Origin of the sequence: Trebonia sp., from assembly GCF_049794275.1 — a bacterium.
Taxonomy (GTDB): Bacteria; Actinomycetota; Actinomycetes; order Streptosporangiales; family Streptosporangiaceae; genus Trebonia.
The window spans coordinates 1-2,625 of record NZ_JBARCR010000227.1 but is presented as its reverse complement, the minus strand read 5'-3'; the positions used below and the strand labels follow the sequence as shown (position 1 = coordinate 2,625).

The window sequence follows — 2,625 nt, the reverse complement described above, 5'->3', positions numbered from 1 at the left end:
CGCCTGCACCGCGGACATGGAGCCGGCCCTGGACGCCGGCCCGGCGGCCGCGAGCACGGTCAGCACGATCACCGCGAGCGGCACCACGATATCCACCCAGAACGGCACGCCAAGCACGCCGACCTGGTACACCTGCGCGTTCTGCCGGTAGAGCGGCACGGCGAGCAGGTTGCCGACGACCAGGCCGACGGCCGCGCCGGTCACCGCGGGGACCGCGACGAGCAGCACGTAACAGGCCACGACCTGCGCCGGCGTGAAGCCGATGGATTTGAGCACGCCGATCCGCGTGGTGCCCGCGACAACCGCGCCGCCGACCACGTTGACCACGATCAGCACCGAGATGGCCAGGGCGATCACGCCGAATGCCACGATGAACGGCACCCAGGGAGCGACGCTGGACTGCTCTGACTGGCGGACGCTCAGGTAGCTGACGTGGCTCAGTACCGCGCCGGACGGCAGCGCCTCCTCGACCTCGCCGATGTCCGCGCTGATGTCGCTGTCGGTCGCGCTGGACGCGAACCGGTAGAGCAGCTGCGCCTGGCCGGACCCGCCCTGGCCGGCGATGGCTGCCATCTCGGCGGGCAGTACCCAGACGTCGGCCGTGTTCGTCACCGAGTCCGCGACTCCGACGACGGTCATCGTCCGGCTGCCGACGGTGATGGTGGTACCGAGCTGGCTCGGCGCGTTGCCAGTGTCGGAGACGACGGCCTGGTCGTCGCCGGCGGCCCAGTGACCCTGCTGCAAGGTGAGGTCGTCCACCGGGCCGCCTGGACTGGGGCGGCCGGCGAAGTTCAGCTGGGTGCTGATCGAGCCGCCGGTGACGCCCGGCGGCACGACCTTGGCGTTGACGCTCTCCGTCTCGAACGGTCCGGCGACGGCCGTGACGCCCTTGACATGCGCGGCGTTCGTTATCTGGGCGGCCGAGGCGACGGACGTGTCGAGGGTGACAGCGACGTGCGCGCCGTTCTGTTGCGCGAACGCGTGGTCGAAAGGGCTGTGCGCGTCGGCGAGCATGCCGAGCGCGAGGGTGGAGGCGGCGGTGGCGGCGAGAACGACCAGGCCGATGATGATGGCCTGCAGTCTCCGCCCGCCGAGGCCGCCGGCGGCGGCCCGGAAGACGGCGCTCACGGCAGCGTCACCGCCGTGTCTGACGCGATCCGCCCGTCCGCGATGTGCACGACGCGCCGCGCGTACCGGTGGGCCAGTTCCGGGCTGTGCGTGACCAGGATCAGCGTCTGGCCCGCCGCGTTGAGGGCGAGCAGCAGCGCGCCGATCTCGTCCCCGGTGGCGGAGTCCACCGCGCCGGTCGGCTCGTCGGCGAGCAGCAGCGACGGTGAGTTGATCAGCGCCCGGGCGATCGCCACCCGCTGCCGCTCGCCGCCGGATAGCCGGGCCGGGTAGGCGTCCCGCCGGTGCGAGATCCTGAGCGTGCCGAGCAGTTCGTCGGCGCGTCGCCGCGCCTCGCGTGCCTTGACCCCGCCGAGCTGTGCGGGCAATAGCACGTTGTCGATGACCGTCATGTCGTCGAGCAGGTTGAAGAACTGGAAGATCATGCCGACCTGCCTGCGCCGGAACCGTGCGGCGCCCGCCTCGGACAGCATGTCGACTCGTTCGTCGCCGACCCGGACCGAGCCCGAGGTCGGCCGGTCCATCCCGGCGATGAGGTTGAGCAGCGTGGACTTGCCCGACCCGGACGGCCCCATGATGGCCACGGCCTCGCCGGAGTCGATCCGTACGCTGACACCGTCAATAGCGGCCCGCGGCCCGTCGTACCGCTTCACCACGTTCTCTAGCTGAACTAGCGCGTCCATGGTGGCGAAGGTAGTCACGCGCCTGCCCCGTCCGCGTCGCTCGCACTATGGATCTTCCGTAACGTCCCCGGCTTACTCGCCGGCGTCCATCATCCTTCCGATGTAGTCGGGCATACCTGGGACGGAGGATGCCGTTGTCCCGCATACCGGCGACAATGACTACGTGGCAGGACGTATCGGCTCGCTTGTCGCCTTCTTCCGGCGGGCCGAACCGCGCGGCGCGGCGCCGACAGGCTGGGCGCTCGCGCTGGACGGCGCCGTCGCGGTCGGTGCGGCGATCGGCGCGGTCTACGAGATGACGCAGCGCTCCCAGGCACGGGCGGGCACCGCGACGGTCACCGTGGTCGGCTCTTCGGCCGCCGTCCAGCACGCCATCCGGGCCGGCCTGCCGCTGAGCAAGATAGGCCGGCCGCTGCTCACCCTGGTCCCTGCGCACGCGTCGCTGCTGATGCTGACCGCCGCCGCGCTCACCGCGCTGCCGCTGGCGTGGCGGCGGCTGTACCCGATCACGGCCTGGCTGGTCATCATCGCCGCGATCGCGATCGTGCAGCAGGACTTCGTGCCGAAGGTCGCACTCGGTACCGCCGTGTACGCCGCCTACAGCGCGATCGCCTACTCCCGGTACCGGAACCTGGCGATTGCCGCGGTGTCCCTGACCACCGTCGCCGCCGCCGCGGAGTTCGGCGCCCGCTTCCCCCAGTTTCAGTTCCCCGGGCGGCTCACCGCGATCTTCGTGGTCCTGCCGGCCGCCGCGGCCGGTCTCGGCATCCGCGAGCTGCGCCGGCGGCTCGCCGACTCCACCGCCCGGCTGCGC

2 protein-coding genes and 1 pseudogene are annotated in these 2,625 nt (G+C 71.5%); 1 reads left to right on the top strand and 2 read right to left on the bottom strand.

Annotation, left to right across the window (positions count from 1 at the left end; all coding sequences use genetic code 11):
- Positions 1-1,128: FtsX-like permease family protein (locus WA805_RS06645; RefSeq protein ID WP_425241890.1), on the bottom strand; the 1,128-nt coding region annotated here is incomplete at its 3' end.
- A complete protein-coding gene (locus WA805_RS06640; RefSeq protein ID WP_422276973.1) occupies positions 1,125-1,811 on the bottom strand; it encodes an ABC transporter ATP-binding protein in 687 nt (228 codons plus the stop codon). The genes WA805_RS06645 and WA805_RS06640, both read right to left, overlap by 4 nt.
- A 163-nt stretch (positions 1,812-1,974) precedes the next feature.
- Here WA805_RS06640 and WA805_RS06635 point away from each other — a divergent pair.
- Positions 1,975-2,625 (top strand): annotated as a pseudogene (locus WA805_RS06635) (hypothetical protein); the annotation flags it as partial.

Bases quoted from the DNA above. Each gene is read 5' to 3' on its own strand.
- WA805_RS06640 (WP_422276973.1), bottom strand. From the start codon at position 1,811: ATGGACGCGCTAGTTCAGCTAGAGAACGTGGTGAAGCGGTACGACGGG.